This is a genomic window from Pseudomonas sp. AN-1 (genome assembly GCF_034057115.1).
In the GTDB taxonomy this organism is placed as follows: Bacteria; Pseudomonadota; Gammaproteobacteria; order Pseudomonadales; family Pseudomonadaceae; genus Geopseudomonas.
The window spans coordinates 1,693,380-1,716,424 of the sequence record NZ_CP139195.1; the positions used below are offsets into that span (position 1 = coordinate 1,693,380).

Consider the following 23,045-nt stretch of genomic DNA (forward strand, 5'->3'; position numbering starts at 1 on the left):
AACAACAAAACGCAATCAGCCGTCAGGCTCCAGGCGGGCCGGGTTGATCCAATACAGCTTCGGATTGCTCCCGTCCGGCAGCCGCTTGGATGCCTGCGCCCGTCCCCGGTCACGCTTGGCAATCGCCCCCACGCTATCCAGGGCACGCACCACGCGGGACGGATCGAAGCCCTTGGTGGCTTCCTCCAGGCCGCTGCGGGTGAACAGGTACAGACGCCCGGTGGGGGTGTTCTCCCAGTAGCCGGCACGGTCGCGCACTTCATCTGAGCCAGCTTCGACGGATTGGAAGCGGCTTCCGCCGTGGCGGTCTATGAAGTCGGCCAGCGCCTTGAGAATCTGGCCGTCCTCGCTCGGGCCTTCGCCGCGTCCGGCCTGCCAGCCTTTGAACAGCTCAACCATGCTGGCGATGCCTTCGCCGTTCGCCATCGGCAGCAGCCCCACACCCACGGCCAGCTCCAGGGCCAGCGCGACAATGGCGAAGCGTTCCGCCACGCGGGCCGACTGGCCCGGATCGGCGGGGAAGTGGGCGCGGATGGCTTCCAGCATGGCCGGCAGGTCGCCCAGTTCGCCGCGCTCGACCAGCGCCAGCACGAAAGCCGGGCCGGCGTGGCCGTAATGGATGGCGCTGGCACGCTTGAGCGAGTCGGACAGGCTGGCGCCGGTCTGGTGGCCGTGTAGGTTGTCCCAGGCGCCGAAGGTGCGCCCAGCAGATACCGTCACCAGTCGCACGTCTTGCCCGGCACGGGTGCGCTTGCCAGCTTCGGCCATCTTGGTTTCCAAGGTGACTTCCCCGCTCGATAGCAGCATGACGCGCCAGCGGCGCACCTTGCGGGCCGCGCTCGACCGTCCGGCACGTTGCTTGCCGATGCCGTCCGCCACGCTGTAAACCACGTCGCCCACATAGCGCGGGTCAGCCTGCCCCAGCTCATCCAGCGCCAGCAGGCAGTCATTGCGAAGGGCTGCGATACCCTCCATACCGTTGGCCGTCGCGTTCCACTTCAGAGTGAAGTGGACGCCATGCCCCCAGGCCGACGCGGCGCATTGCACCACGGTGGTTTTGCCGTTGGAGCTGTCCCACAGCAGATGGAAGCCACCTCCCGTATGGATACCCAGCGGTTGCAGCAGCGGGCCAGCCAGGGCCGTGCCGATGCCCAGTTGCAGCAGCGGATTGCCCGGCAGCAAGGCACCGATGCCTTCGCGCCAGCCCTCCAGGGTGCCGGCCTTGCCATAGTCGCCGTCAGCGGCGCTTTCGGCCTGATAGATGGCCTCACCCTTGCCGATGTTGCCGGTGGGCGTGATGAACAGTTCCGGGCCGTGCCAGCCGGTTGCCGTGGCGGCGGTGATGCGCTTCCTTGGCTCTTGGTCTGCGATGTAGGCCACCACGCGGGCGCGGTGCCGGTGGGCGATCTTGAGCCCCATACTCAGCAGAACGGACAGGATGGCCTCGGGCCTGCCGGCTAGTAGCTCGCTGGGCATTGCCCAGGTCAGCCAGCGCCCATCCTGATTGCGAAAGCGCAGCAGCAGGCCGTAATCCGCCTCTTGCGAGTCGCTGCGGGTCACTGCGTCCACATACAGCGGACCGCATAGCCACTCGTTTACCGGCTTCTCGCCGTCCTCGCCGTCGCGCTTGGTGCCGTGAAACCAAACACCGGGGCGCAGCTTCTCGCCATCCAGGGTGGTGCCGTGGTCGTAAACCCGATGGCTGGGGCGCACCAGCTTGGCGCCGTCCGCCTCGGGGATCAGCTCAACTACGTTGGTCATTGGTGGGCCTCCCGCCACTGGCGCAGGTCGTTGAAGTCGGACAGTTCCAGCGGCTCGTCACCGCACCACGGCGGGAACACCACACCCACGGCGCCCAGGTCGGCGGCGGCGCGCTCGGCTGCTGTACGTCCGGGGTTGCCCTCGGTCATACGGTCGTCATCGCCGGCCACGATCAGCGGGCTTTCCGGGTAGGCACGGCGCAGGCGGTCGCCCACGGCAAACAGGTTTCCGGCATTCATCGCGCAGGCCACGGCGGCGCCCTTGGCTTCGTGGATCGTCGCCCCGGTCGCCCAGCCTTCGCAGATGTAGAGCGGCTGGCCAGGCTCCAGACGGCCAATGGGCGAGTAGCAGCCCGTCACCCGGCCGCCGAACAGGAACCGCTTGGAGCCGTCGCGGGCGATGCGTTGCAGGTTCACCAGGCGCCCGTCATGGACCAGCGGGACCAGCAGCACGTCACCCAACTGGCGCAGGCCGTGCGGCTGGCAGCCCTTGCGGGTCAGGTACGGGTGATCGGGGCCGGCAGGATCAGCGACCGCCCACAGCCCGGTGGCCTCAATGGCGGCGGCTTGCTGGCGCTGGTGCTGCTCGGCTTCGCGCTGGCGCTTGGCCTGCTCGATGCGCTGGGCGATCAACTGCGCCTCCAGGTGATCGGCGGCACGGCGGCTGCTCCAGATGCTTGAGCCGCTGGCCTTCCAGCTCCCAAACGCACCACAGGCGATCCCGTCCAGGTGAAGGACGTACCAACCATTGCGCGAGCCTGCGCGGTCGCCGGGGACGTGGAAGCGGTGAATCTGGCCGTCAGGGATCGGCAGCCAATCCAGCGGGCCGAAGGTCACGGCCAGCTCGTCGCGGAACAGAATCACGGGATCAGTCACGGCAGCACCTCCAGGGCGAACAGGCCGACCACAGCGGCCAGCGCCAGCAGCTCGACGGCCAGCGGGTGACGGTGAAGCCATGCGGCGGCATTCATCAGGCAATAGGGGGGGCAGCCCGCCACAGGGGCGGGTGTGCATGTTCGTCATGGGGTCAGCCCTCAGTGGTGGGGCGGGTGGGGCGCTTCAGGTAGGCCAGCACCTTGCGGGCCTTGTCGCACTCGCTGGCCGGCAGGCTGTAGCGGTTGACGGTGCAAGGCTTGCCCCAGCGGTTCGGGACGCGCTCCCGCTGGCGCTGGAAGATCAGCCCGTGGCGGTTGGCCAGCACGGCAATGGTGGACGGCAAGCAGTGGTCGCCCAGGTCTTCGGCCTCGAAGCGGTTGATGCTGGCGCCGGCCAGCAGGTGCGCCAGAATTCGGGCGATCTTGGTCGGGGCGGCGGTGCTAGAATCGGCCTTGCGCGGGCGGCTTTGTTCTTCGGGACGGGTCGCCTTTTTCATGCGCGGCCCTCCAGGCGATCAGACACCCACGCTTCGATTTCATCGCTGGGCCAGCCCACGGCGCGGGTGCCGATCTTGCGGGCTTGGGGGAAGTCTCCGCGCTTCATCAGCTCGTAAATCCAGGCGCGGCCAAAGCCGGTGGCGGCCTGTACTTGCGGCAGGCGCATGATGCGGCGGGGTTGGGTGGCAACGGCGGTTGGCATAACCGAAACTCCTTTGCGCTCGCTGGCGCTTAGTGGATTCGGTTAGGGATTAAATACACCAAAATGGGGCCAGACCATGCCGAGATTCAGCCCCCGAGTTTTTCCGGAAAGATTCAGGCCACGGGTTTTTCCGATGCTGCCTCGATAGCGGCCAGCGCCTTCAGTTCGGCTAGGCTGCTCATCAGTTCGTACGCCAGTTTCTGTACGGTCTTCCGAAAACTATCGCCGCCTTTGCAGTAGCCGACCGCCTGCGCCATGACGTGAAGCGGTATCTGGTTGCCGGTTTCCATTGTCCAAATCCGCAGGTCCAGATACGGCAACAGCCCGTAGCTCGCCCAATTCTTGTAGGCCGGGCATTCCCGCTTGGCTGCGCCGCCTTGCTCATCTCGGGTGCGCTTCAGCCAAGAATCGAAAGCGTCCCTCAATACTGAATCAGTGGCCTCTAAGTCGATCTGAATAACAGGCTTCGGGCATTCGTGCCGCCTGTCGCAACTCAAGAAAAGTGGCTTCCCGAGAACCTTGCTGATCTCCTTGGTGTGACGGAATTCTATTGCGTCCCAAAATAGAGCCGCGTCCGAGCCATTCGCACGGTCAAAGCATCTCTGGAACATAAGTTCCCCCGCAGTCACACTTTGGATGGGCGCGACCACCCCCACATCCGCCGTCCTGCGGGCAATAATTGGTTCTTCTTGAATACCTATCGTGAGCCACCGAACAGTCTCACTGAACGTTCCAAACTGCATATCCGGATACGTCTCGTAGAACTCCCATAGGCTTTTCCGGCGGCTTAACTCTCCATGCCAATCCACTGCCCTAAAGCTTTTGCAGCCGCTGTAATGCTCCTGCTTGAACCATCCCGGTAGGTCTTCTACGCGGTCAATCTTGGCCACTGCTACGCCCTCCCAGGCGCTCCCACTTCCTGAATAGATCGGCCAGCCGGGCGGGTGGGAAGTCCGCTTTTCGGGAATGCCCCTAGGCTGGCCGGTGCTCGGTTAGGCGCGCTTGAAGTCGCCTTGAATGACGTTTGCCGCTGGCGGGGTGGTGATGTACTTCGCCCAGTCAGCCATCAGGGCGCGGCGTTTCTCCAGAAAGTCCGACCGGGAATAGGCGCCCTCGGTCTGGTCGCGCTCATCATGGGCTAGCGCCAGCTCGCAGACTTCACGCGGGTAGTGGGTGCGCTCGTTCGCCCAGTCGCGGAAGCTCGACCGGAAGCCATGGGTTGTAACCCCCTCCAGTTCCAGGCGCAGCAGCAGGCGCAGAAACGCCTTTGACTGCATGACGCCCGACCGGCCTTGACCGGGGAAAAGGTACGGACTGCCATCGGTGCGCGGGATGGCTTCCAGCAGCTCGACCACTTCGGGCGCCAGGGGAATGTCGAAGGCTTGGCGCATCTTCATACGCTCGGCAGGCAGCGACCAGACGCCCGCCTTCAAATCGAACTCCGACCACTCGGCAAAGCGGATCATGTGCGACCGGGAGCCAGTCAGGATCAGCAGGCGCATTGCCACTGCGTCCCGCGTACCATCGGCAGCCAGCCTCACCATTAGCGCCGGCACGTCGCGCCAGCTCATAGCGGGCAAGTGCTGGCGCTTGCGAGCCTTGGACTTGTCGGCCTTGCTCAGCAGGTTTTCCAGATGCCCGCGCCAGCGTGCCGGGTTGTCGCCCTCGCGCAGTTTTTGGGCCTTGGCGGCATCTAGCACGCGCTCGATTTGCCCGCGCACCTCGTCAGCCGTGCGGGTGACGGTTCCCCAGATCGGTTGCAACACGTGCAGGACGTGTTCCGTTTCAATGGCGCTGGCCGGCAGCTTGCCAATAACCGGGAAGGCGTAGCGTTCCAACTTGGAGCGCCAGCCCTTGCGCCATTGATCCGACCAGCCGGCCCCGTGCGCCTCCAGATACTCCAGGGCCAGAACCTCGAACGGGCGGCGGTTGGCTTCCTGCTGGCGCAGGGCTTCGCGCTGGCGCTCGCGTTCGGCGTCACGAGCGGCCATCGGATCGGCGCCAGCAGCCAACAGCTTGCGTTGATCCCCGGCAGCCAGGCGGGCGGCCTTCAAGCTCACCTCGGGGAAGCTCCCCAAGCCCATCTCCCGGCGCTTGCCGTTGAGCTGATAGCGCAGCACCCACGATTTGCGCCCGGTGGCCTTTACGACCAGGCGCAGGCCGTCGCCGTCTTCATAGGTGCCCGGCTCTATCAGGTTCTCGACTTGCTTTGAGTTAAGCTTGCGCATGTTCGTCTCCACTGGCGGGGGAACAAATCCTGTTCCCCCACTTGTTCCCCCACCTTGCACCCGGAACGGGCTGGTTATCGGTGGACTTTAGTGGACGCATACTAGGCTGAAAGCCGCATAGAATCTAGCATCCACTGGAAACGGACAGAACACACTAGAACGCATGAACTCCGGCCGCGCGCCGGGGTTCCTGTTTCCGCGGCCCGTGCGGCCGCCATCGAGGAACGGAGCCCCGCATGAAACGCTTCATCCCCCACGTCACCGTGGCCACCGTGGTCGAGGACCAGGGCCGCTTCCTGCTGGTCGAGGAGCGCGCCGAGGGTCGCCTGGTGCTCAACCAGCCCGCCGGCCACCTGGAAGCCGACGAGACCCTGCTCGAGGCCGCGCTGCGCGAGACCCTCGAGGAAACCGGCTGGGAGGTCGAGCTGACCGGCGTCACCGGCATCTACCTGTACACCGCCCCGGCCAACGGCGTGACCTACCAGCGCGTGTGCTTCGCCGCCCGCCCGCTGCGCCATCGCCCGGAGCTGCCACTGGATCACGGCATCATCGGCCCGCGCTGGCTGACCCGCGAGGAGCTGGAAGAGCGCCGCGAGCAATGGCGCAGCGCCCTGGTGCCGCGCTGCATCGACGACTATCTGACCGGCGGCTGCTACCCGCTGGAACTGATCCGCGAGCCGGCCTTCCTCACCGCCGGGAAGTAGCTCCGCGCGGTCGGTCCGCGCGCGCCGACAGACCTGCTAGAATCGCCCCTTTGCACTCCAGCAACGGTTTCCCGGATGACTATGCGTGACCCAGCCCATACCCGCGTGATCGTCGGCATGTCCGGCGGCGTGGACTCCTCCGTCTCGGCCCTGCTCCTGCAGCAGCAGGGCTATCAGGTCGAAGGCCTGTTCATGAAGAACTGGGAGGAGGACGACGGCACCGAGTACTGCACCGCCAGGGAGGACCTGGCCGACGCCCAGGCCGTGTGCGACCGGCTCGGCATCAAGCTGCACACCGCCAACTTCGCCGCCGAGTACTGGGACAACGTGTTCGAGCACTTCCTTGCCGAATACAAGGCCGGCCGCACGCCCAACCCGGACATCCTGTGCAACCGGGAAATCAAGTTCAAGGCGTTCCTCGACTACGCCCTGATGCTCGGCGCCGACCTGATCGCCACCGGCCACTACGTGCGCCGCCGCGACATCGACGGACGCAGCGAGCTGCTCAAGGGCCTCGACCCCAACAAGGACCAGAGCTACTTCCTGCACGCCGTCGGCGGCGAGCAGATCGGCAAGACCCTGTTCCCGGTGGGCGAACTGGAGAAGCCGGCGGTACGCGCCATCGCCGAGCAGTACGGCCTGGCCACCGCCAAGAAGAAGGACTCCACCGGCATCTGCTTCATCGGCGAGCGGCGCTTCCGCGACTTCCTCAAGCAGTACCTGCCGGCCCAGCCGGGCGACATCCAGACCGTCGACGGCAAGGTGATCGGTCGCCATCACGGCCTGATGTACCACACCATCGGCCAGCGCCAGGGCCTGGGCATCGGCGGCATGAAGGATGCCGGCGACGACGCCTGGTACGTGCTGGCCAAGGACCTGGCGCGCAACGTGCTGATCGTTGGCCAGGGTCACCACCACCCGTGGCTGATGTCACGCAGCCTCAATGCCTCGCAGATCTACTGGGTCAACCCGGTCGACCTGAGCCAGCCGCTGCGCCTCACCGCCAAGGTGCGCTACCGCCAGCAGGACCAGGCGTGCACCCTGGCGCGCACCGCGCAAGGCGGCTATGTCGCCACCTTCGACGAGCCGCAGCGGGCGGTCACTCCCGGCCAGTCGGTGGTGTTCTACGCTGGCGAGGTCTGCCTCGGCGGCGGCGTGATCGAGACCGCCACGCCCTGGGATGCGGAGATCCAGCGCCCATGACCCGCGAACAGGAACGCCTGATCGCCCTCGCCGGGGTGTTCACCGCCGCCGCACTGGTCGAGCGCCTGGCCAAGACCGGCCAGGTCCAGGAGGGGCCGCTGACCTGCATGCTCGGCAGCCTGCTGGTGCGCAACCCCAAGGACACCCTCGAGGTGTACGGTGGCGACCACTTCAACCTGCGCGAGGGCCTGCGCGCCCTGGCCGGCGCCCTCGAGCGCAACCCGCAGAACCTGCCGCGCGACTGCCTGCGCTATGCCCTGGCCCTGCTGGCCCTGCAGCGCCAGCTCGACAAGCGCAGCGACATGCTGCAGGTGATCGGCAGCCGCCTGCAGCAGATCGACAGCCAGGCGCAGCTGTTCGGCATCGCCCATGACAACGTGGTGGCCGCCTGCGCCGCGCTGTACCAGGACACGCTGAGCACCTTCCGCCAGCGCATCCAGGTGCATGGCGAGATGCAGCACCTGCAGAACAGCCGCAACGCCGAGAAGATCCGCGCCCTGCTGCTCGCCGGCATCCGCAGCGCCATGCTCTGGCGCCAGCTCGGCGGCCACCGCTGGCAGCTGCTGTTCAGCCGGCGCAAGCTGCTGAACGAGCTCTACCCGCTGCTGCGCGGCTGAACCGTGGGCCAGCCCTCCGCCACCCCGGCCCGCCTGCACCGACCGGCCCGGGGTGCCGCCCTGCTGGCGCTGTCGGCGCTGTTCTTCACCCTGATGGGCGTGTTCATCCGCGAAGCCACCGTCGAGGGCGTCAACAACGCGATGGTGGTGTTCTTCCGCAACGCCGTCGGCGTGCTGTTCTTCCTGCCCCTGGCGCTGACCCGCGGCCTGGGCCCGCTGCGCACCGCACGGCCGTGGGCGCACCTCAAGCGCACCCTGTGCGGCCTGGCGGCGATGTACTGCTACTTCTACGCCCTCGCCCACCTGCCGCTGACCGACGCCATGCTGTTCAGCTACGCCGCGCCGGTGTTCACCCCGCTGATCGCCTGGTGGTGGCTGAAGGAGCCGCTGACCAGGCGCATGCTGCTGGCCACCGCGATCGGCTTCGCCGGCGTGCTGCTGGTGGCCAAGCCCAGCGGCGCTGTGGTTTCCGGCATCGCGCTGATCGGCATCCTCGCCAGCGTGATGGCCGCCTGCGCCTTCGTCTCGATCCGCGAGATGAGCAACACCGAGCCGGCGTTCCGCATCGTCTTCTACTTCGCCCTGTTCAGCGCGCTGGTTTCCGCCGTGCCGCTGCTGTGGGCCTGGCAACCGCTCGACCGCCACCAGCTGCTCCTGCTGCTGGCCGCCGGCGTGGTGGCCAGCTTCGGCCAGCTGACCATGTCGCAGGCCTACAGCTACGCCCCGCCCGGCCTGATCGGCCCGGTCGCCTACCTGGCCATCGTCTTCGCCGGGATCATCGCCTGGCTGCGCTGGGACGAGGTGCCCGCCGGCGCCTCGCTGCTCGGCGCCGGGCTGATCTTCGCCGCCAGCCTGATCCCGCTGCTGCGCCGTTCGCGCTGAGCGCGGGCCGAGCGGCGTCTTTCCGTGTATAATCCTGCCCCTTTCTGTTGCCAGACTGTCGAGAACGTCCCCATGCAGCTCTCCTCGCTCACTGCGGTGTCCCCCGTTGATGGCCGCTACGCCGGCAAAACCGCCGCCCTGCGTCCGATCTTCAGCGAATTCGGCCTGATCCGCTGCCGCGTGCAGGTGGAAGTGCGCTGGCTGCAGCGCCTGGCCGCCCACGCCGGCATCCCGGAGGTCGCGCCGTTCTCCGCCGAAGCCAACGCCCTGCTCGACGAGCTGGCGGAGAACTTCCAGCTCGAGCACGCCCAGCGCATCAAGGAAATCGAGCGCACCACCAACCACGACGTCAAGGCCGTGGAATACCTGCTCAAGGAGCAGGCCGCCAGGCTGCCGGAGCTGGCCGCTGTGAGCGAGTTCATCCACTTCGCCTGCACCAGCGAGGACATCAACAACCTGTCCCACGCCCTGATGCTGCGCGAAGGCCGCGACAGCGTGCTGCTGCCGCTGATGCGCCAGCTGGCCGACGCCATCCGCGCCCTGGCCGTGCAGTTCGCCGACGTGCCGATGCTGTCGCGCACCCACGGCCAGCCGGCCTCGCCGACCACCATGGGCAAGGAGCTGGCCAACGTGGTCTACCGCCTGGAGCGCCAGATCGCCCAGGTCGCCGCCGTGCCGCTGCTCGGCAAGATCAACGGCGCCGTGGGCAACTACAACGCCCACCTGTCCGCCTACCCGGATGTCGACTGGGAAGCCAACGCCCGCGAGTTCATCGAGGACGACCTCGGCCTGAGCTGGAACCCCTACACCACCCAGATCGAGCCGCACGACTACATCGCCGAGCTGTTCGACGCCATCGCCCGCTTCAACACCATCCTGATCGACTTCGATCGCGACATCTGGGGCTACATCTCCCTCGGCTACTTCAAGCAGAAGACCGTGGCCGGCGAGATCGGCTCCTCGACCATGCCGCACAAGGTCAACCCGATCGACTTCGAGAACTCCGAGGGCAACCTCGGCATCGCCAACGCCCTGCTGCAGCACCTGGCCAGCAAGCTGCCGATCTCCCGCTGGCAGCGCGACCTGACCGACTCCACCGTGCTGCGCAACCTCGGCGTCGGCCTGGCGCACAGCCTGATCGCCTACGAGGCCAGCCTCAAGGGCATCGGCAAGCTGGAACTGAACGCCGCCCGCCTGGCCGAAGACCTGGACAACTGCTGGGAAGTGCTGGCCGAGCCGGTGCAGACCGTGATGCGCCGCTACGCCGTCGAGAACGCCTACGAGAAGCTCAAGGAACTGACCCGCGGCAAGGGCATCAGCCCCGAGGCGCTGCGCGAGTTCATCGACACCCTGGCGATCCCCGAGCAGGCCAAGGCCGAGCTGCGCGCCATGACCCCGGCCAGCTACATCGGCAACGCGGTGGCCCAGGCCAAACGCATCTGATCCCAGCCTGAACGGCCTCTCGCCCGACCGTCCAGACTGGCAGCCACTTCCAGTCTTGCGGTCGGGCGTTTTCATATTTGAAGAGTTGGATATGGCACCCGATACCCCGCTGCAACTGCTGGGCGGCCTGACGCCCCGCGAATTCCTCCGCGACTACTGGCAGCAGAAGCCGCTGCTGGTGCGCCAGGCCATCCCCGGCTACCAGAGCCCGATCAGCCCCGACGAACTGGCCGGCCTGTCGCTGGAGGAGGAAGTCGAGTCGCGCATCGTCCTCGAGCACGGCGCCAGCCCCTGGGAGCTGCGTCGCGGCCCGTTCAGCGAAGAGACCTACCAGAATCTTCCGGAGCGTGACTGGACCCTGCTGGTGCAGGCGGTCGACCAGTTCGTGCCGGAAATGCGCGAGCTGATGGAGCAGTTCCTGTTCCTGCCCAGCTGGCGCATCGACGACCTGATGATCAGCTACGCCGCCCCCGGCGGCGGCGTCGGCCCGCATTTCGACAACTACGACGTGTTCCTCCTCCAGGCCCACGGCCACCGCCGCTGGAAGCTCGGCCAGCTGTGCGACAGCGACAGTCCGCTGCTCGAGCATCCGGACCTGCGCATCCTGGCCGGCTTCGAGCAGAGTGACGAATGGGTACTGGAGCCCGGCGACATGCTCTACCTGCCGCCGCGCCTGGCCCACTACGGCATCGCCGAGGACGAGTGCATGACCTACTCGGTGGGCTTCCGCGCGCCCAGCGCCAGCGAGGTGCTGACCCACTTCACCGACTTCCTCGGCCAGTTCCTGCCCGACGAGGAGCGCTACAGCGACGCCGGCTGCCAGCCTGCAGGCGACCCCAACCAGATCCAGCGCGACGCCCTCGAACGCCTGCGCGGGCTGATCGACCGCCACATGAGCGACGAGAAGCTGCTGCTGACCTGGTTCGGCCAGTTCATGACCGAGCCGCGCTACCCGGAGCTGGTCGCAGGCGAGGAGCTCGCCGAGGACGAGTTCTTCGCCGCCCTCGGCGACGGCGCCGTGCTGGTGCGCAACCCCAGCGCGCGCCTGGCCTGGAGCGAGATCGACGACTATCTGGTGCTGTTCGCCAGCGGCAACAGCCGCCGCCTCGACGCCTCGCTGCGCGAACTGCTCAAGCTGGTATGCAGCGCCGACGCCCTGCACCTGGAGAATCTCGAGCCCTGGCTGGAGAGCGACGAGGCGCTGACGCTGATCTACGAACTGGTCAAACAGGGAAGTCTGGAGTTTGCCGCCGATGAATAAGCTCACCGTACGGATCGCCGACTGGCATGCCGACAACGCCGACCTGCGCCGCATCCGCGAGGCGGTGTTCGTGGTCGAACAGGAAGTGCCGCCGGAGCTGGAGTGGGACGCCGAGGACGTCGACGCCGTGCATTTCCTCGCCTTCGAGGGCGACTTCGCCGTCGGCACCGCGCGCCTGCTGCCGGACGGCCAGATCGGCCGCGTCTCGGTGATCAAGGACTGGCGCGGCCTGCACATCGGCGAGATGCTGATGCAGGCGGCCATCGCCGAGGCCGAACGCCGCGGCCTGCGCCGCCAGATGCTCACCGCCCAGGCCCATGCCGTGCGCTTCTACGAGCGGCTAGGCTTCCGGGTAGCCAGCGAGGAATTCCTCGAGGCCGGCATCCCCCACGTCGACATGGTGCGCGACAGCGCCTGAGAGGCCACCCGATGAGCAACGCCCCGGAACGCGACAACGACCACGGCACTCCACTGCCCGCCCTCGATTTCCGCTCTCCGGGGCGTTTTGCCATCCACAACCCGTCCGCCGAGGGCGGCGCGCCGGCCAGCCAGCTGGAGCCCGCCCCCTTCGCCCTCGGCCAGCACGAGGCCGTCGAACGCACCGACAGCCCGGCGCAACTGCGCAGCCACGCCCTGGCGCTGATCCAGCAGGCCCGCCGCTCGCTGTGCCTGTACACGCCGGACCTGGAGCCCTGGCTGTACGACCAGCGCGCCATCGCCGAGGCCTGCAGCCGCCTGCTGCGCGCCCATCCGCGCAACTGCCTGCGCATCCTGCTGCGCGACAGCGCCCTGGCGGTACGCCAAGGCCATGCCCTGCTGCGCCTGGCCCGCCAGTTGCCGAGCAACTGCCAGATCCGCAGGCTCGGCCCCGACCAGCCTGCCGACGACCCCGCCTACCTGCTGGTCGACGACTGCGGCCTGCTGCTGCGCAGTGCACCGCTGCTGCCCGCCGCACAGGTCCACTACCAGGCCCGCGGCCGGGTGCGCCAGCTGCAGCGCCAGTTCGACCAGGCCTGGGAGAGCGCCGGCGGCGATCCGAACCTGAGGAGCTTCCTGCTGTGACACCCCGCTCCTGGCTGACGCTGCTTGCCCTGGCCTGCAGCCTGAGCGCCGGGGCGACCCCGCGCACCGAAATCCTGCCGCTGCACTACCGCTCGGCCGAGGAACTGCTGCCGATCGCGCAGTCGCTGCTGGATGGTGCAGGCCGTGTCAGCGCCTACGGCAACCAGCTGGTGGTCAATGCCGAGCCGGACAAGATCGCCGAACTGCAGGAGCTGCTGCAGCAGCTCGACACGCCGCCGCAGCGCCTGCTGATCACCGTCGACAGCCAGCAGGACAGCAGCGCCCGCCAGGATGGCTACCGGGTCGACGGCAGCATCAGCGCCGGCAATGTCGAGATCATCGGCGGCCGCGGCGAACACCACGGCCGCGACGAGGTGCGCATCATCCGGCGCAGCAGTGCCGGCGGCAGCGGCTCGGTGCAGCAGGTGCAGGCGACCGCAGGCTATCCCGCGCAGATCCTGGTCGGCGAGAGCGTGCCGCTGACCAGCTACGGACGCGACGCCCATGGCTACCCGCGCGAATACACCGAGTATCGCGACATCAACCGCGGTTTCGAGGTGGTCGCCCACGTGCAGGGCGACCGGGTCCAGCTCGACATCCGCAGCCGCCAGGATCGCCTGGCCGGCCCTGACGGCACCCTCGACACCCAGACCACCGCCACCCGCGTCAACGGCCGCCTGGGCGAGTGGATCGAGCTGGGCGGCATCCGCGAAAGCGCCGGCGAGCAGCGCTCCGGCCTGCTCTCCCGGCAGGCCGGCAGCGTCCGGGATAACCGGGCGCTACGGCTCAAGGTCGACCTTCTCGAGTGATCTAGAACTTTTGTAGTAGCTCCAAAAAAAAACTACAAAATCCATTGACGCCCCGTCTCTCTCCTAGCATGATGGCCTCGCTCCCGCTGACCAGAGGCCCGAAACGGCCCCCGGATCGCACTCCAGACCACCCCTGGAATCGGTTCGTGTCAGTACCCCCCACCCGGCGGTGCGACAAGGTTGCGACTGGAACGAAGTTGTCCTGAGGGACGGGGAAGCAAGGTTTCAACCGGCATGACGGACACGGCCCATCCGGCTGTTGTAGTCACCCCACCGGTCGTCACTACATCCCCTCCTCCGGCCTCCTGCCGAACCGGTCTCTCCCTCGACGCTCTGCGGTGAGCTCTTGCAACACTACCGTCAACACCCCCGGTGTTGAATGGGAATGTCGGTGCTCAACGAAACACACAAACTTGAAGGATTGACCATGTCCGCTTATCAAAACGACATCAAGGCCGTAGCCGCCCTGAAAGAGAAGTTCGGCAGCAGCTGGAGCGCCATCGACCCTGAGTCCGTCGCTCGCATGCGCGCCCAGAACCGCTTCAAGACCGGTCTGGATATCGCCAAGTACACCGCCGCCATCATGCGCAAGGACATGGCCGAGTACGACGCCGACGCTTCCGTCTACACCCAGTCGCTGGGTTGCTGGCACGGCTTCATCGGTCAGCAGAAGCTGATCTCCATCAAGAAGCACCTGAAGACCACCAACAAGCGCTACCTGTACCTGTCCGGCTGGATGGTTGCCGCCCTGCGCTCCGACTTCGGCCCGCTGCCGGACCAGTCGATGCACGAGAAGACTGCCGTTTCCTCGCTGATCGAAGAGCTGTACACCTTCCTGCGCCAGGCCGACTCCCGTGAGCTGGACCTGCTGTTCACCGCCCTGGACGCTGCCCGCGAAGCCGGCGACAACGCCAAGGCTGCCGAGATCCAGAACCAGATCGACAACTACGAAACCCACGTAGTACCGATCATCGCCGACATCGACGCCGGCTTCGGCAACCCGGAAGCCACCTACCTGCTGGCCAAGAAGATGATCGAGGCGGGTGCCTGCTGCATCCAGATCGAGAATCAGGTTTCCGACGAGAAGCAGTGCGGCCACCAGGACGGCAAGGTTACCGTTCCGCACGTCGACTTCCTCGCCAAGATCGCTGCTGTTCGCTACGCCTTCCTCGAGCTGGGCGTTGACGACGGCGTGATCGTTGCCCGTACCGACTCCCTGGGTGCCGGCCTGACCAAGCAGATCGCCGTGACCAAAGAGCCGGGCGACCTGGGCGACCTGTACAACTCCTTCCTGGATTGCGAAGAGATCTCCGAAGCCGAGCTGGGCAACGGCGACGTCGTGATCAAGCGCGAAGGCAAGCTGCTGCGTCCGAAGCGTCTGCCGAGCAACCTGTTCCAGTTCCGCAAGGGCACCGGCGAAGATCGCTGCGTCCTGGACTGCATCACCTCGCTGCAGAACGGTGCCGACCTGCTGTGGATCGAGACCGAGAAGCCGCACGTTGGCCAGATCAAGGGCATGGTTGACCGCATCCGCGAAGTCATCCCGAACGCCAAGCTGGTGTACAACAACAGCCCGTCGTTCAACTGGACCCTGAACTTCCGTCAGCAGGCGTTCGACGCCATGGTTGCCGCAGGCAAGGACGTCTCCGCCTACGACCGCGCCCAGCTGATGAGCGCCGAGTACGACGAGACCGAACTGGCCCAGGTTGCCGACGAGATGATCCGCACCTTCCAGCGCGACGGTTCCGCTCAGGCCGGCATCTTCCACCACCTGATCACCCTGCCGACCTACCACACCGCGGCCCTGTCCACCGACAACCTGGCCAAGGGCTACTTCGCCGAAGAAGGCATGCTGGCCTACGTGAAGGGCGTGCAGCGTCAGGAAATCCGTCAGGGTATCGCCTGCGTCAAGCACCAGAACATGGCTGGCTCCGACATCGGTGACAACCACAAGGAATACTTCGCTGGTGAAGCTGCCCTGAAGGCCGGTGGTAAAGACAACACCATGAACCAGTTCTAAGGAACCGGCTCATTCGACCCTCGGGTCGAGCCCTCGAAAACCCCGGTCGCAAGACCGGGGTTTTTCATTTCGCGAGAGGCACCGGCTCATCGGTGCGTCAGCGCTTCGCGCCCTGCCTGGTTCTGCGGTTCGGCCAGCATCCCCGTACTGCCCAGGCGAATGCTGTAGATCGCGCCATCGGCCAGCGGCAGGAAAGTCACCCGCGCGCCACGCGCATCGAGCAGCGGCAGATCCCAGCCACTCTCGCGCAGCCAGCGCCACAGATCGACGCCATACGGACTCCGCGCCAGCATGATGCGGCTGGACTCGGCGCCCCCCTGCGGATCGGCCTGCCGATAACGGGCCGCCAGCAGTTCGAGGCGATACCCCGAGCGCAGCCCGATAAGGGTCGCCAGGCCCTTCCAGTCGAACAGTCGTGCGTCCAGCTGCCAGAGTTCGCCATTGACGAGCAGATCCCGCCGGGTACCTCCCTCCTGCAGGGACACCAGGTAGCGCTGGCTGCCCCGAGCCTCGATGCTGATCGTCGCCAGCGGCTCGCCCGCCGGCGGCAGCGCCGCATAGCTGCGCAGGTCCCAGGCCACCACCCCGGCCACGCCAGCCAGCGCCAGCAGCCCCAATCCGCAGGTGCCTCGCAGCCAGCCAAGGAACCAGCCACGCCGCAGCAGCATGCGCCCCCCCAGCACCAGTACCAGCAGCGCCGCCAGAGCCACAGCCCAGGCCAGTCCGTTGTATTGCATGCTCGTCACTCCCTCTCGCCAGACAATTGCGGCATTATGCGTACGCCACCTTTCCAGCGGCCAGCGCGAGCTCCGCACAATCGTCAACAGATCAAGCTTTGCATGGCCTTCGAACTCGCCCTGGAACCCCTATCCCTGCTACTGCTGATCGGCGTGGCCTTCACCGCGGGCTTCATCGATGCCATCGCCGGCGGCGGCGGTCTGCTGACCATTCCGGCCCTGCTCACCACCGGCCTGCCCCCTCACCTGGTGCTGGGTACCAACAAGCTGTGCGCCACCTTCGGCTCGGCCACGGCCGCCTGGACTTTCCACCGCCGCCGGCTGTTCAGCCCACGCCAATGGTGGCGGGGCCTGCTCGCCACCGCCACCGGCGCGCTGCTCGGCGCCTGGGGTGCCCATCTGCTGCCGGCCGACTGGCTGAATCGGATGCTGCCGGTCGTGGTATTCGCCTGCGGCCTGTATCTGCTGTTCAATCCGACGCCACGACCGGACACCAGCAGCGCCCCACCGCCACAGCGCCGACAGTGGCCGCAGGGCCTGACCCTGGGCTTCTACGATGGCATCGCCGGGCCCGGCACCGGCGCCTTCTGGACGGTGAGCAGTCTGCTGCTCTACCCGCTTGACCTGCTGCGCGCCAGCGGCGTGGCGCGCAGCATGAACTTCGTCAGCAACGCCATGGCCCTGGCGGTATTCATCGCCGCCGGCCAGGTCGCGTGGGCTCTGGGCATCGGCATGGGCCTGGCGCTGATGCTGGGCGCCTTCCTCGGCGCGCGCACGGCCATCCGCGGCGGCTCGAAACTGATCCGTCCGGTGTTCATCTCGGTGGTACTGGCGCTGACCGCGCGCCTAGCCTGGCAGCACTGGTTCGGCGTCGCCTGAGCGGCGCGCCAGGTGCAGGTCGATCAGGTAACGGGCGATGGAGCCACGGGCCGGCAGCGGCGGCAGGGCATCGACGCGGAACCAGCGTGCATCCTCGATCTCCTCCGGCTGCGGCACGATCTCGCCGCCGGCGTAGTCGGCATGGAAACCGAGCATCAGCGAATGGGGAAACGGCCAGTTCTGGCTGGCGATGTAGCGCAGGTTGCCGACTTCCACCGCCACCTCCTCGCGCACCTCGCGGTGCACGCAGGCCTCGATCGACTCGCCCGGCTCGACGAAGCCCGCCAGGGTGCTGTAGACGCCGCTGACGAAACGCGGCGAGCGGGCCAACAGCAGCTCGTCGCCGCGACTGACCAGCACGATGATGCTCGGTGACAGGCGTGGATACTGCTGCAGCTGGCAGTGCGGACAGGCCATCGCCCGTTCGCCGGCCAGCGCCTGCAGCGGCGCACCGCAACTGCCGCAGAAGCGGTGCTGGCGGGCCCAGGTACCGACCTGGGCGGCATAGCCGAGCATGCGGAAGGTGGCGAAGTCGCCCTCGAGCATGAACTGGCGCAGCCCCTTCCAGAAACCGCCGGCGGGCGACTGAAGCGCCTGGTCGTCCAGTTCGAGGACGAACACCGCCTCGCCGTCGAGGCGGCCGATACCGTGCTCGGCGAGGATGCCGAAGCCTTGCGCCTTCAGCCAATCGCGAGGGAAGAGGACGCCCCTGGCGTCGCAGAGAAACTGCTGGCGGCAGTGCGCCAGCGCCCAGCCTCCCGGCTGCGCGGGGTCGATGACCGCCGGCTGCCAGGAGTGCCGGGACATCAGGCAGCGACCTGCATGCCCAGCGCGCGCACGCTGTCGGCGGCGAGGTCGAGCACGTCCTGCTGGCCTTCCGGCCGCAGGTTGGCGCCACCTTCGAGGAAGAACTCGAGACTGGTCAGGGCGTCGGCCAGGGTCTCCAGCATCTGCTCGGAGGGGATCTGGGCGTTCTCGATCATGTGCCGCTGGATGTAGTCGGCACAGGCGCCGACCAGTTCGGCGGCCCGCTCCAGACCGAGGAACCACAGGCCGCCGCGCACCGCCTGCAGGCTGGTCGGCACGTTGGCCAGGTTGAGCTTGTCGCCGCTGGATTCGAGGTAGGCGGTGATGGCGCGCTTGGCCAGCGCCAGGCCCGCCTGAGCCTCGTCGATGACCACGATGCGCGCCTCGACCAGCTGGTGCGAAGCGTAGGAGTCGCCCTGCGTCGCACCGGCGATCTGCACCGTGCTGGCCTGACGCTTGCGCTGCTCGCTCTGCTCGAGGGTGGCTACCATGCTTTCCATGTACAGCAGGGCATCGGCCAGGCGCAACAGTTCGGCCGCCGGCGGCGTGTCGCTGCGCGAGCACCAGCTGCCGACCATCTCCACCTGCGCCTGCAGGGCATTGGCCGCCGAACTCAGACCGACCATGCCGAGGGTCTTGGCCAGCTTGCCGACCTGCGCATGCAGACCGACCCTGGCTTCCTGCTGCGCGGCACCGCGCTCGATCAGATCGAGTGCGTCCTTGACCCCGGCCAGCTCCTCGCGGATCGCCAGTGACAGCGAGCGCATGACCTCTTCACCGGGCCCGGACAGGCGCCTTGATTCCTCTTCCAGCAGGTGGTCGGTGAACGGCAACGGTGCCAGGCCGAACACCCGGCGCATCTCGCTGGCGCGCTCGCCCTGGGTACCGGCCAGCGCCACCATGTACAGCAGCTCCTTGAGCAGGCTGCGCGGCGCCTCGAACTGCTGGTTGCCCAGCAACTGGCGCAGGTCGCGGTCGAGGCGCGACAGCAGCTGCTTGCGCGAGCGGGTCGGGCGCATCCGCCCATCGGCCATGGCTTCCAGTGCCGCGGCACCGATCCAGCACAGGCGCGAGCGCTCGCGCCCGCCGAGCAGGTCGTCGAGGCGCCCGAGGGCGCGCGACATCAGTTTGAGCGCGGCGGCCAGGTTCTGCTCGCGCAGCACGTTCATCAGGCCCAGCTGATACATCTGGCGCAGGCGGCCGCCGTCGCGGTTGGCCACCCCCGGCTGGATCTCGATGTTGCGCCGCGGCGGCCGCGGCTGATCGAGACGGACGCTGAAGAAGTAGCATTCCGGCAAGGCCGGCTGGCCGGTGGACAGCCGCACCTCGTTGATGATCGGCAGCAGCAGCTCGGGAATTTCCTGGCGGTGGTTGTCGATGCCCTCCAGGTAGCGGCGCAGCACGAACAGCGCCTTGCCCAGCGCGGCCAACTGACCGTCGCGCTCCTGGCCGGCACCGACCGGGATGTCGGTGGCCAGCAGCAGGGCTTCCTGGGCCAGCAGCTCGGCGCCGGCCAGCTCGATCAGCTTGAGGATGCCGCGGATCTGCTGCAGGTACTCGACCGCCTGCTGCAGCAGGCTGACATTGAGTCGATCGGCGATGAACTGCTCGAGGCTCTGCTCGGCCTGCTCGATGGTGGCGAACAGTTCGTTGCGCACCAGACCAAGGGACGTGGCTCCGGTTACCATGCGCTGCTTCCGCCTCCCACGCGGTACGAATCGGGCTGCCTGGCCACTTCCTGTGATCTGGCAACGTGCAAGCGGTGATCATCCTGACTGCTGGTGAGTGCTTTCGCCTCAAGCCATCGCGACATGGGCGCGCCTCCGGGCAGAAACTCGACGTCGGGGCGACCCCCTGGCCACCCACTTTTTAGATGCTGGCACTATAACAAGCCTGGCGACAAAGGCGAATCCGACCATAGTGATCCAGATCACGGCAGCCTCGGGTTGCCCTCGCTCAGACGCGGATGCAGTCCACGGTATGGCGGCGCTGACCGTCGACCTGCGTGTGCTGCAGCCCGTGGACCTCGGACTCGAAGCCCGGAAAGGCCTGCTCGAAGCGGCGGGAGAACTGCAGGTAGTCGATGATCGGCCGGCAGGCGGCGGTGAAGCGCTCCCCCGGCATGATCAGCGGGATCCCCGGCGGATAGGGCACCAGCATCACCGCGGCGATGCGCCCCTCCAGCGCCTCCAGCGGCACCGCCTCGACCTCGCCGCGCACCAGGTGATCCCAGGCTGCGGCCGGCTTCAGGGCCAGCTCCGGCAGATGCGTGTACATGCGGCTGAGCGCCCGCGGCACGCGGTTGTCTCGATAGCAGGCATGCAACTGCTCGCACAGATCGCGCAGGCCGAGCCCCTGGTAGCGCAGCGGATCGACGCGGGCGATCGAGGGCAGCGCCTCGACCAGCGGCGCATTGGCGTCGTACAGGCGCTTGAACTCGAGCAGCTCGGTGACCAGCGTGCTCCACTTGCCCTTGGTGATGCTCAGCGAGAACAGCACCAGCAGCGAGTAGAGACCGGTCTTCTCCACCACCACACCGCGCTCCCAGAGGAACTTGCCGACCACCGCCGCCGGGATGCCCCGCCCCTGCAGGCTGCCGTCGGCGCGCAGGCCGGGCATCACCAGGGTGACCTTGACCGGATCGAGCAGCACGTAGTCCTCGGCCAGGTCGCCGAACCCGTGCCAGGACGCCTGCGGCGCCAGCAGCCAGTCGCCGGTCTGCACCTGCGCCGCGGCATCCACCCCCTCCGGCTGCCAGATGTCGAACCACCAGTCGCCGGACGGCAGGCTGCCGCGCAGGTTGGCCATGGCGTGACGGAAGGCCAGCGCCTCGTCGAAGGTCTCCTGGATCAGCGAGCGCCCGGCAGGCCCCTCCATCATCGCCGAGGCCACGTCCAGCGAGGCGAGGATGCCGTACTGCGGCGAAGTCGAGGTGTGCATCATGAACGCCTCGTTGAAGCGCGCCACATCCAGACGGCGCTGGCCGCCGTCCTGCACATGGATCATCGAGGCCTGGCTGAAGGCGGCCAGCAGCTTGTGCGTGGAGTGGGTGCCGAACAGCAGCGGCTCGTCACCAGCCCCGCGCGAGGTACCCATGGCGTAGCGCCCGGCATAGAACTCGTGGAACGCGGCGTAGGCGTACCACGCCTCGTCGAAGTGCAGCACCTCGACGCTGCCGGCCAGCGTGCGCTTGATCAGCTCGGCGTTGTAGCACAGGCCGTCGTAGGTCGAGTTGGTCACCACGGCGAGGCGGACCCTCGCCTCGCGGCCCCGGGCCAGCGGACAGGCGGCGATCTTGGCGGCGATCGCCTCGCGGCTGAACTCGGCCAGCGGGATCGGCCCGATGATCCCCAGCTCGTTGCGCGCCGGATTGAGGTACAGGGGGATGGCGCCGGTCATGATCAGCGCGTGGACCACCGACTTGTGGCAGTTGCGATCGACCAGCACCAGGTCGTCGCGGCCGACCATCGCCTGCCAGACGATCTTGTTCGCCGTCGAGGTGCCGTTGATCACGAAGAAGGTGTGGTCGGCGCCGAAGTTGCGCGCCGCGCGGCGTTCGGCCTCGGCCAGCGGGCCGGTATGGTCGAGCAGCGACCCCAGTTCGGGCACCGACACCGACAGGTCGGAGCGCAGGGTGTTCTCGCCGAAGAACTGGTGGAACGCCTGGCCCACCGGGCTCTTGCGATAGGCCACGCCACCGCCGTGCCCCGGGGTGTGCCAGGAATAGTGGGACTCGGCGGTGTGCTGCACCAGGGCGCGGAAGAACGGCGGCAGCAGGCCATCGAGGTAGCTGCGCGCCGCCCGCGCCACCTGGCGGGCGTGGAAGGACACGGTGTCCTCGAACAGGTAGAGGATGCCGCGCAGCTGGTTGAGCTCGGCCATCGCCTCGGGCGGCGCGTTCTCGATGGTGACCTGCTCGCCGAGGGCGAAGATCGGCAACTGCGGGGCGCGCAGGCGCGCGGCACGGACCAGCTCGACCACGTCCTGCAGCAGTCGCGGGTTGTCGCCCGCCCCCTCGGCGGCGACCAGGATGCAGGCCAGGCCGTGCTGCGAGGAGGCGACTATGCGTCCCTCGCGGGCACTGGCGGTGGCGAGGACACTGAAACCGTCCTGCTCCAGCTCGCCGGCGATGCCGCGCACCCGCTCGCCGGCCACGCTGTCGGCCTTGATGTCGCGATGGACGATGAGTACCGGAAACTTCAGGTCCTTGTACATGCGCCAGCTTCCCCGGACGCGCAGGCTCCGCCTGCCGATGCCTTGAGGTTAGCCGCCCCGGCGCCGCGGCGAAACCCTCGTCAGTGCAGGGTCGGCGCCTCGCCTTCGGCCGGCTCGAGCTGCTGCCAGAGCGCCGGGCCGCCGCTGGACTTGGCCACCGCCGCCAGGCGGGCGGCGTGCTGCTCGAGCTCCGCGGCGCTGGCGCGGATCACCCGGACGCGCGGCCGGTCGGCCGGCAGGCGGCGGATCTCCGACACCTGCGGTCCGTTGCCACCCTCGCCCTCGCTGTTCTGCCCGGCCAGCGACAGGCTGGTCTGGCCGCCGGTCATCGCCAGGTAGACGTCGGCGAGGATCTCGGCATCGAGCAGCGCGCCGTGCAGATCGCGCCCGGAGTTGTCGACGCCATAGCGCTTGCACAGGGCATCGAGATTGTTGCGCTGCCCCGGATGCCGCTCGCGGGCCATCAGCAGGGTGTCGAGCACCGTGCAGTGGTCGAGCACCTCGCCCAGCCCGGGGCGGTCGCTCAGGCGGGCAAACTCGTGATTGATGAAGCCGATGTCGAACGCCGCGTTGTGGATGATCAGCTCGGCGCCCTTGATGAACTCGAAGAACTCGTCGACCACCTCGCGAAAGCGCGGCTTGTCGGCGAGGAACTCGTTGGTGATGCCGTGCACCGCGATGGCGCCCTCGTCGACCTCGCGCTCGGGGTTGATGTAGACGTGGAAATGACGCCCGGTCAGGCGCCGGCCGACCAGCTCGACGCAGCCGATCTCGATGATGCGGTGCCCTTCGCGGGGCTCGAGGCCGGTGGTTTCGGTATCGAGGACTACGTAGCGCATGGGA

General features: G+C 67.4%; 22 protein-coding genes. 11 read left to right on the plus strand and 11 right to left on the minus strand.

Going from position 1 to position 23,045, the window contains the following annotated elements:
- Window positions 1-15: 15 nt before the first annotated feature.
- The 6 genes from SK095_RS07770 to SK095_RS07795 form a co-directional block, all read right to left on the minus strand.
- Window positions 16-1,761 carry a DUF927 domain-containing protein gene (locus tag SK095_RS07770; protein ID WP_320548485.1) on the minus strand — a complete coding sequence of 582 codons (1,746 nt, stop codon included), beginning with the start codon at window positions 1,759-1,761 and terminating at the stop codon, window positions 16-18.
- The gene (locus SK095_RS07775; protein WP_320548486.1) at window positions 1,758-2,636 is read right to left on the minus strand and encodes a toprim domain-containing protein; all 879 of its coding nucleotides are present in this window, start codon (window positions 2,634-2,636) and stop codon (window positions 1,758-1,760) included. Before SK095_RS07775 ends, SK095_RS07770 begins: the two co-directional genes overlap by 4 nt.
- Before the next feature lie 151 nt (window positions 2,637-2,787).
- Window positions 2,788-3,132 carry a hypothetical protein gene (locus tag SK095_RS07780; protein ID WP_320548487.1) on the minus strand — a complete coding sequence of 115 codons (345 nt, stop codon included), beginning with the start codon at window positions 3,130-3,132 and terminating at the stop codon, window positions 2,788-2,790.
- Window positions 3,129-3,335 (minus strand): AlpA family transcriptional regulator, encoded by a 207-nt coding sequence (locus SK095_RS07785; RefSeq protein WP_320548488.1) that lies wholly within the window; start codon window positions 3,333-3,335, stop codon window positions 3,129-3,131. Before SK095_RS07785 ends, SK095_RS07780 begins: the two co-directional genes overlap by 4 nt.
- A 113-nt stretch (window positions 3,336-3,448) precedes the next feature.
- A complete protein-coding gene (locus tag SK095_RS07790) occupies window positions 3,449-4,225 on the minus strand; it encodes a DUF6387 family protein (RefSeq protein WP_320548489.1) in 777 nt (258 codons plus the stop codon).
- Between the two features lie 102 nt (window positions 4,226-4,327).
- Window positions 4,328-5,563 (minus strand): tyrosine-type recombinase/integrase, encoded by a 1,236-nt coding sequence (locus SK095_RS07795; RefSeq protein WP_320548490.1) that lies wholly within the window; start codon window positions 5,561-5,563, stop codon window positions 4,328-4,330.
- Window positions 5,564-5,799: 236 nt separating this feature from the next.
- Here SK095_RS07795 and SK095_RS07800 point away from each other — a divergent pair, with 236 nt between their 5' ends.
- The 10 genes from SK095_RS07800 to SK095_RS07845 all read left to right on the plus strand — a co-directional run bounded on the left by SK095_RS07800 (window position 5,800) and on the right by SK095_RS07845 (window position 15,564).
- Complete coding sequence (locus SK095_RS07800; protein WP_320548491.1) at window positions 5,800-6,267, plus strand: NUDIX hydrolase; 468 nt, start codon at window positions 5,800-5,802, stop codon at window positions 6,265-6,267.
- An 81-nt stretch (window positions 6,268-6,348) separates the two neighbouring features.
- Window positions 6,349-7,470, plus strand: coding sequence for a tRNA 2-thiouridine(34) synthase MnmA (gene mnmA, locus SK095_RS07805; protein WP_201486399.1), 1,122 nt, complete (start codon window positions 6,349-6,351; stop codon window positions 7,468-7,470).
- Window positions 7,467-8,087, plus strand: coding sequence for a high frequency lysogenization protein HflD (hflD, locus tag SK095_RS07810; protein ID WP_136488915.1), 621 nt, complete (start codon window positions 7,467-7,469; stop codon window positions 8,085-8,087). The genes mnmA and hflD overlap by 4 nt, the downstream gene beginning before the upstream one ends.
- 3 nt (window positions 8,088-8,090) lie before the next feature.
- Window positions 8,091-8,969, plus strand: coding sequence for a DMT family transporter (locus SK095_RS07815; protein ID WP_236574700.1), 879 nt, complete (start codon window positions 8,091-8,093; stop codon window positions 8,967-8,969).
- 72 nt (window positions 8,970-9,041) lie between these two features.
- Entirely contained in the window at window positions 9,042-10,412 is a 1,371-nt protein-coding gene (purB, locus tag SK095_RS07820) for an adenylosuccinate lyase (RefSeq protein WP_201486390.1), read from the plus strand.
- A gap of 91 nt (window positions 10,413-10,503) precedes the next feature.
- The gene (locus SK095_RS07825) at window positions 10,504-11,673 is read left to right on the plus strand and encodes a cupin domain-containing protein (protein ID WP_320548492.1); all 1,170 of its coding nucleotides are present in this window, start codon (window positions 10,504-10,506) and stop codon (window positions 11,671-11,673) included.
- Window positions 11,666-12,091 (plus strand): GNAT family N-acetyltransferase, encoded by a 426-nt coding sequence (locus SK095_RS07830; RefSeq protein ID WP_136488918.1) that lies wholly within the window; start codon window positions 11,666-11,668, stop codon window positions 12,089-12,091. The genes SK095_RS07825 and SK095_RS07830 overlap by 8 nt, the downstream gene beginning before the upstream one ends.
- An 11-nt stretch (window positions 12,092-12,102) precedes the next feature.
- A complete protein-coding gene (locus SK095_RS07835) occupies window positions 12,103-12,735 on the plus strand; it encodes a histone acetyltransferase HPA2 (RefSeq protein WP_320548493.1) in 633 nt (210 codons plus the stop codon).
- Window positions 12,732-13,544 (plus strand): secretin N-terminal domain-containing protein, encoded by an 813-nt coding sequence (locus SK095_RS07840; RefSeq protein WP_320548494.1) that lies wholly within the window; start codon window positions 12,732-12,734, stop codon window positions 13,542-13,544. Before SK095_RS07835 ends, SK095_RS07840 begins: the two co-directional genes overlap by 4 nt.
- A 427-nt stretch (window positions 13,545-13,971) precedes the next feature.
- Window positions 13,972-15,564 (plus strand): isocitrate lyase, encoded by a 1,593-nt coding sequence (locus tag SK095_RS07845; RefSeq protein ID WP_201486387.1) that lies wholly within the window; start codon window positions 13,972-13,974, stop codon window positions 15,562-15,564.
- Window positions 15,565-15,650: 86 nt separating this feature from the next.
- On the opposite strand, the gene SK095_RS07850 is transcribed toward SK095_RS07845, so the two are convergent.
- Window positions 15,651-16,301 carry a hypothetical protein gene (locus SK095_RS07850; protein ID WP_320548495.1) on the minus strand — a complete coding sequence of 217 codons (651 nt, stop codon included), beginning with the start codon at window positions 16,299-16,301 and terminating at the stop codon, window positions 15,651-15,653.
- A 102-nt stretch (window positions 16,302-16,403) separates the two neighbouring features.
- Here SK095_RS07850 and SK095_RS07855 point away from each other — a divergent pair, with 102 nt between their 5' ends.
- On the plus strand, window positions 16,404-17,180 hold the full coding sequence (locus SK095_RS07855; RefSeq protein WP_320548496.1) for a TSUP family transporter: 777 nt from the start codon (window positions 16,404-16,406) through the stop codon (window positions 17,178-17,180).
- On the opposite strand, the gene nudC is transcribed toward SK095_RS07855, so the two are convergent.
- The 4 genes from nudC to dnaQ all read right to left on the minus strand — a co-directional run bounded on the left by nudC (window position 17,148) and on the right by dnaQ (window position 23,041).
- Window positions 17,148-17,987 carry an NAD(+) diphosphatase gene (nudC, locus tag SK095_RS07860; protein WP_136488924.1) on the minus strand — a complete coding sequence of 280 codons (840 nt, stop codon included), beginning with the start codon at window positions 17,985-17,987 and terminating at the stop codon, window positions 17,148-17,150. The two genes, SK095_RS07855 and nudC, sit on opposite strands and share 33 nt — an antisense overlap.
- Complete coding sequence (locus SK095_RS07865; protein WP_136488925.1) at window positions 17,987-19,675, minus strand: ferrous iron transporter B; 1,689 nt, start codon at window positions 19,673-19,675, stop codon at window positions 17,987-17,989. Before SK095_RS07865 ends, nudC begins: the two co-directional genes overlap by 1 nt.
- A gap of 268 nt (window positions 19,676-19,943) precedes the next feature.
- Window positions 19,944-22,202: an Orn/Lys/Arg decarboxylase N-terminal domain-containing protein gene (locus SK095_RS07870; RefSeq protein WP_320548497.1), complete on the minus strand. Its 2,259-nt coding sequence runs from the start codon at window positions 22,200-22,202 to the stop codon at window positions 19,944-19,946.
- An 80-nt stretch (window positions 22,203-22,282) separates the two neighbouring features.
- A complete protein-coding gene (gene dnaQ / locus SK095_RS07875; RefSeq protein ID WP_320548498.1) occupies window positions 22,283-23,041 on the minus strand; it encodes a DNA polymerase III subunit epsilon in 759 nt (252 codons plus the stop codon).
- Between the last annotated feature and the right edge of the window lie 4 nt (window positions 23,042-23,045).